The organism is Streptococcus infantis (genome assembly GCF_015546995.1).
Taxonomy (GTDB): domain Bacteria; phylum Bacillota; class Bacilli; order Lactobacillales; family Streptococcaceae; genus Streptococcus; species Streptococcus infantis_J.
Window position 1 is genome coordinate 105397 of the sequence record NZ_JADMUH010000003.1, and the last position, 6711, is coordinate 112107.

Here is a 6711-nt window from a genome sequence, read left to right on the forward strand (position 1 = left end):
TTATTGAGCTTAACGATTTTTGTATTGTATCTATCATACCATTCTATGAAAATTTGTCAATTAAATTTATAAGAGAACAAATAAAAAAACTATCCCTCTAATTTTAAGAAAGAGATAGTTTTATAGCTCACCTTTTATCTATTAATGAAAGTAATTTAGACCCATTGCTGTTTTGACCTCAGAGAGTGTTTGACCAGCAACTTCTCGAGCTTTTTCACTGCCTTTTTGAAGCATGTTATAGACTTCACCCATATCTTTAGCAAATTCAATACGACGTTCACGAAATGGACCAAGTTCACGTTCTAGGATTTCAAGGAGATAACGCTTGGTCTTAACATCACCAAGACCTCCACGTTGGTAATGCTCTTTCATTTCAGCAATTTCTTGTGCATCCTCTGGGCGACCAAAAACATCTAAGTAATGGAAAACCATATTACCTTCAATCTTACCTGGATCTTCAACACGAATATGATCTGGATCAGTATACATACTCATCACTTTTTTGCGTAAAGTATCCGCATCGTCAGCTAGGTAAATACCATTATTAAGTGATTTCGACATTTTGGCATTACCATCTAAACCTGGCAAACGTCCTGCACCTTCATGCTCAGGATAAATTCCTTCTGGCTCCACTAAAACATCACAATTGTAGGCATGGTTAAAAGAACGAACAATTTCACGTGTTTGTTCAATCATCGGCTTTTGGTCATTCCCTACTGGAACCAAGTTAGCTTTAAATGCTGTAATGTCAGCGGCTTGCGCAACTGGATAAACCAAAAATCCAGTTGGAATACTTTCCCCAAATCCTTTCTGAGCAATTTCTGTTTTGACGGTTGGGTTTCGTTCCAAACGGGCCAAAGAAACCAAATTCATGTAATACATGGAAAGTTCTGCCAATTCTGGTATTTGACTTTGGATGAAAATCGTTGATTTATTAGGATCTAACCCCACTGCAAGATAGTCCAAAGCGACATTCCCAATAGACTCTACTATTGTTTGAGGATCTTTTGCATGGTCAGTTAAGGCTTGTTGATCAGCTAAAAAGACAAACATGTCATATTTATTTTCTTCCTGTAGTAAGACACGATTTTTTAAGCTTCCAACGTAGTGCCCAATATGTAATTTCCCCGTTGGACGATCTCCTGTTAAAATAATGGGTTTATTCATTTGATTCTCCTTTGATATGGTCCTTTCAATTATAGCATTTTTTTAATAAAAAGACAGATAATTTTTTTATTCAAACAATAGACTTGTTACCCCTTTCAACTGTAAATCATTTGTAAACTTTCTTTACAAAGAATTGACAAATAAAAATTTGAATATTTAGTGATTTTCTAGTAGAATTAGAGTATTACATATAATAGGAGAAAAACTTTGCTAACAGTATCTGATGTTTCACTACGTTTTAGTGATCGTAAACTTTTTGATGATGTAAACATCAAATTTACAGAAGGAAATACCTATGGTTTGATTGGTGCCAACGGTGCTGGAAAATCAACCTTTTTAAAAATCTTAGCTGGGGATATTGAACCGACAACTGGGCATATCTCTCTTGGACCAGACGAACGTCTTTCAGTACTTCGTCAAAATCACTTTGACTACGAAGATGAGCGTGCTATTGATGTTGTTATCATGGGTAATGAAAAACTATACAACATCATGAAAGAAAAAGACGCCATTTATATGAAAGAAGATTTTTCAGAAGAAGATGGTGTTCGCGCAGCTGAACTTGAAGGAGAATTCGCTGAACTAGGTGGTTGGGAAGCTGAGAGTGAAGCTTCACAACTCTTACAAAATTTGAATATTCCAGAAGAACTTCATTACCAAAATATGAGTGAACTAGCAAATGGCGACAAAGTAAAGGTTCTCCTTGCTAAAGCCCTCTTCGGTAAACCAGATGTCCTTCTTTTGGACGAGCCAACCAATGGTCTGGATATTCAATCCATCACTTGGCTAGAGGATTTCCTAATCGACTTTGATAATACTGTCATTGTCGTATCCCACGACCGTCACTTCTTGAATAAAGTATGTACTCACATGGCCGACCTTGACTTTGGAAAAATCAAACTCTATGTCGGAAACTACGACTTCTGGAAAGAGTCTTCTGAACTTGCTGCTAAATTGCTAGCAGACCGTAATGCTAAAGCAGAAGAAAAAATTAAACAATTGCAAGAATTCGTTGCTCGTTTCTCTGCCAATGCTTCAAAATCAAGACAAGCAACTTCACGTAAAAAAATGCTTGACAAGATTGAACTTGAGGAAATTGTCCCTTCTAGTCGTAAATACCCATTCATCAGCTTTAAAGCTGAACGAGAAATTGGGAACGACCTCTTGACAGTAGAAAACTTATCTGTAAAGATTGATGGTGAAACTATTCTTGACAACATCAGCTTCATCTTGCGTCCAGGTGACAAGACAGCTCTTATTGGACAAAATGACATCCAAACAACTGCCTTGATTCGTGCAATCATGGGTGAAATTGAATATGAGGGAACTGTCAAATGGGGAGTTACAACTAGTCGCTCTTACTTACCAAAAGATAATTCAGCTTATTTTGCTGGCAGTGAATCAATCCTTGACTGGCTGCGTCAATTTGCAAGTAAAGAAGAAGATGACAATACCTTCCTACGTGGTTTCCTTGGTCGCATGCTCTTTTCTGGAGACGAGGTTAACAAGCCTGTAAACGTCTTGTCAGGGGGAGAAAAAGTGCGCGTGATGCTTTCGAAACTCATGCTTTTGAAATCAAACGTTCTTGTACTTGACGATCCTACTAATCACTTAGATTTGGAATCTATTTCAAGTTTGAACGATGGATTGAAAAATTTCAAAGAATCTATCATCTTCGCCAGTCACGACCATGAATTCATCCAAACTTTGGCTAACCACATTATTGTCTTATCTAAAAACGGCGTCATCGATCGTATTGATGAAACCTATGATGAATTCTTAGAAAATGCTGAAGTACAAGCAAAAGTAAAAGAACTTTGGAAAGATTAAGTATAACTTTAAAAAACTCAGTTGGGAGCCCAACTGAGTTTTTTTATTTCTTATGAATTTTTAGTTGATAGTTCTGTCAATCTGATTCTATTCAACATATTCATTGTTTCACGTGAAACATTCTATTATTAGATTGATAAATTCTTAACATGATTCATACTCACAAAAAATCGACCAAATTGGTCGATTTTTTTTTAATCTTCTTCCAGTTTTTTAGGTTGATAAGCAAGCATACCTAATCCTATGAATAGAATTAAAGTTACAAGAAGGAAAATTACCTGATGATGAATATTCCCTGTCATTGAAATTGTTTGTCTCAAACCTGAAACTGAATAACTCATTGGCAACCAAGGATTGACAGCCTTAAAGAAACTATTTGTCAGAGCAAGTGGATAAGTTCCTGCACTTGATGCTAATTGTAATAATAATAAAATAAGAGAGAAGAAAGCACCTAAGCGACTATTCCATGTCGTTAATGCGGTTACCATAGACATAAAGGTCAGACTTGCGATGATGATTAAGAGTAAAGTCCTCATTTCATGATTTGCTGTTAATCCAATAAGATGAACTCCTCCATAGACTAAGACAGCGGCTAAAACAGCTATAACTCCATTTATCTCAAAGCGAGATTTGAACCAAGCCCAGCGAGTTTCAGGATGACGACCTGAAGGTAATTTAGCAAAAATCATATTTGTTGATAATGCAGCGACAAAGAGAGCGACTGATATCATATAAGGAGCCATAGCAATCCCATTTACAGGAACTTGATCATTATCTTTTTTTGAAAGACTCAAAGGCTCAGATAATATTTCTGCATTATTAGACTCTGTTGATGCTGATTTTAGTTGATTGCTAGCACTTCTTAAGCCTTGTCCTAGATCAGTAGTTCCTACTTGTAAACTTTCAATACCAGCAGTTAAAGTTGCTCCACCTTCAGCTAATTTTCCAGCACCATCTGCAATTTTTGCTGCTCCATTTCCTAACTGAGAGTTAGCTGAAAGCAATTGACTTGATTTATCTGTTAATTGACTTGAACCAAGCTGTATTTTATCAAGTCCTGCAATTAAGTCTGAACTCTTACTATTTAATTGGCTAGAACCAGATGATAGTTTTTCAATACCTGTTACTAATTCTGGTGTTTTACCAGCTAGAGTATCCAAACCAGTTGTCAATTTTGAAGAGTTTTCTGTCAACTTACTTGATCCAGAAACCAATTGATCCAAACTTGTTGTTAAAGTTGTATTTTTTTCACTTAGTTGATTTACACCTAAAGAAATAGTATCCAATCCTTTAGTATACGCATTAACTCCATTTTCAATTGATTGACTTCCAGGAACTAACTGATTATCTACAGCATTTTGCAACTGTGTAAATCCACTTGACATAGATGTCAAGGAACTAGACGCTATAGGTAAAAGTTGATTTGCTTTAGTCTGTAAAGTAGAAAGATTAGAGACTGGTTGGTTTATACTTCCCAAATTTTCTTTTAAATCTCCTACCGTCGTTAAAATTGCTTTTGCTGACTCTATCGTAGAATTAGAATTATTTGAAACAGCTGCAGTCAGTTCTTGTTTCTGAGTATCAGTAAGAGATTGATAAGTTGCTGTTGCTTGAAGATTAGTAAGAATTTTTTCTTGCTCTGTTTGACTATTAGTCACAATAGTTTGAGCAAGAGTAGTTATAGTTGTTAAGTCATTAGATATTGTATTTTTAAGTTCAGTATTATCTGAAATAGTTACAGTTTGAAGTGCTTTATTCAATTCATCTAAACTAGTTGCTAATTGAGTGATTTCCTCTTTTTGTTGAGATGAAGTATTCAATTGAGTAGAAATTTCTTTAATCCCTTTATTTAATTGGGTAATACCATCTCTCAATGTATCTGATTGACTAGATAATTGATTTGCCCCAATAGATAGCTTGCCAACACCGCTTGTGTAAGCATTGACACCAACTGAAAATTGATTGAGACCTGTATTCAGTTGCGAAACTCCTCCTGCATATGACTTCATCCCTGTATTTAACTGGTTGACACCTGCAACTAATTCTGGAGTCTTGGAAGATAATTGATTAAGTCCTGTGTCAACCTGTGAAACCGCACTTGTATAGTTCTGTAAACCATCATTAAATGTTCCTAAGCCACTATTTAGTTGCTTTACTCCAGTGACATATGTTGTCAACCCTCTTGTAAATTGTTCACTTCCATCAGAAAAAGTTAAACTTGAGTTAGCTAAAGTATTAAGATTTGAAGACAATGTTTGACTTCCTACAGCCAATTGACCAGCTCCGTTGGCTAATTGTTCACTTCCATCTGCAGCTTTGGTTAAACCGGATTTTAAATCACCCATCTTTTGAAATAAAGCTTTCATATAGGTTTCGGTTACATTAGCAGAAACAGTCTGTTTTAACTGTGTCATGGCAGAGTCACTCATCTTACTTGCGATGAAGCTATGCCCACTAGAAGTTTGATAGTTAATGGTCATTTGTTCCGGGTGGTCTGTTAGAACAGAAGCTGCTTTTTCAGATAAGTCACTTGGCAAAGTTACTACCATATAGTAAGCACCGTCTTCTAGACCTTTCTGACCTTCTTCTTCATTGACAAAATGAAAATCTAATGATTTATTTTCCTTTAAATTGGACACCATGTCTTCTCCAATGGTCATTGTAGTTCCATTGTAAGAAGCTTCCTTATCATTATTAACAACCGCTACAGGCAACTCAGATAATTGCCCATATGGATCCCACATAGATGATAAAAATATGATGTTGTATAAAGCAGGAATAAGAGAAATCCCTATCATTACAATGATAAAGGTTGGTTTTTTAAAAATTGCTTTCCATTCTTTAAACATATTGTCTCCTTTTTTACACATATTGTCTAAAATTTTGATATAATAGATTATACATTAAAAAATCTGATTTACAAGTCAAAATAATTATATTTGGACACATTGTCTATTTTTGTTCATAAGGAGGAAATATGAAAGAGAGCAACAAACGCTTAAAAACCAAACGTACTATTGAGAACGCCATGGTTCAATTATTAACTGAACAGCCATTTGATCAAATTAGCACTGTTAAACTAGCAGAAAAAGCCGGAATTAGTCGTTCTAGCTTTTATACCCACTATAAAGATAAGTATGATATGATTGAACACTACCAAAGTAAGCTATTTCATACTTTTGAGTACATTTTCCAAAAACACGCAAATCATAAAAGAGATGCTATCCTAGAAGTATTTGAATACTTAGAATCTGAACCGCTACTAGCTGCTCTTCTATCTGAAAATGGTACAAAAGAAATACAAAATTTCCTGAGAAATAAACTGCACATTCTGCTCAGTACTGATCTCCAGAAACGATTTATGCAATTAAATTTAAACGAGATTGAGTTAGAGTATAGTAGTGTCTATCTAACAAATGCACTATTTGGTGTATGCCAAACTTGGATTGCTCATGGAAAAAAAGAAAGCCCGCAAGAAATAACAGACTTTCTTATGAAAATGTTAGGAGATTCAAACTAGAGACAAAAAAGAACACCATTGGTGTTCTTTTTTATTTGACTCCGCCAGTAGGACTCGAACCTACGACATCATGATTAACAGTCATGCGCTACTACCAACTGAGCTATGGCGGATAACAGCTAAGCGACTTCCATATCTCACAGGGGGCAACCCCCAACTACTTCCGGCGTTCTAGGGCTTAACTTCTGTGTTCG

General features: G+C 35.6%; 4 protein-coding genes and 1 tRNA gene. 2 read left to right on the forward strand and 3 right to left on the reverse strand.

What is annotated here, in order from left to right:
* Positions 1-141: 141 nt before the first annotated feature.
* Positions 142-1167 (reverse strand): tryptophan--tRNA ligase, encoded by a 1026-nt coding sequence (gene trpS, locus I1J71_RS02165; RefSeq protein ID WP_195183551.1) that lies wholly within the window; start codon positions 1165-1167, stop codon positions 142-144.
* A 207-nt stretch (positions 1168-1374) separates the two neighbouring features.
* Here trpS and I1J71_RS02170 point away from each other — a divergent pair, with 207 nt between their 5' ends.
* On the forward strand, positions 1375-2997 hold the full coding sequence (locus tag I1J71_RS02170; protein WP_195183552.1) for an ATP-binding cassette domain-containing protein: 1623 nt from the start codon (positions 1375-1377) through the stop codon (positions 2995-2997).
* A gap of 194 nt (positions 2998-3191) precedes the next feature.
* On the opposite strand, the gene I1J71_RS02175 is transcribed toward I1J71_RS02170, so the two are convergent.
* The gene (locus I1J71_RS02175; protein ID WP_195183553.1) at positions 3192-5846 is read right to left on the reverse strand and encodes a YhgE/Pip domain-containing protein; all 2655 of its coding nucleotides are present in this window, start codon (positions 5844-5846) and stop codon (positions 3192-3194) included.
* Positions 5847-5974: 128 nt separating this feature from the next.
* On the opposite strand from I1J71_RS02175, the gene I1J71_RS02180 reads away from it, so the two are divergent.
* Positions 5975-6517, forward strand: a complete 543-nt coding sequence (locus I1J71_RS02180) for a TetR/AcrR family transcriptional regulator (protein WP_195183554.1) — start codon at positions 5975-5977, stop codon at positions 6515-6517.
* Positions 6518-6556: 39 nt separating this feature from the next.
* Here I1J71_RS02180 and I1J71_RS02185 read toward each other — a convergent pair.
* Positions 6557-6630 (reverse strand) — tRNA-Asn (locus I1J71_RS02185).
* Positions 6631-6711: the final 81 nt, after the last annotated feature.

Excerpts from the sequence above, each read along its gene's own strand:
- trpS (WP_195183551.1), bottom strand. The coding sequence starts at position 1,167 with ATGAATAAACCCATTATTTTAACAGGAGATCGTCCAACGGGGAAATTA.
- I1J71_RS02175 (WP_195183553.1), bottom strand. The coding sequence starts at position 5,846 with ATGTTTAAAGAATGGAAAGCAATTTTTAAAAAACCAACCTTTATCATT.
- I1J71_RS02180 (WP_195183554.1), top strand. The coding sequence starts at position 5,975 with ATGAAAGAGAGCAACAAACGCTTAAAAACCAAACGTACTATTGAGAAC.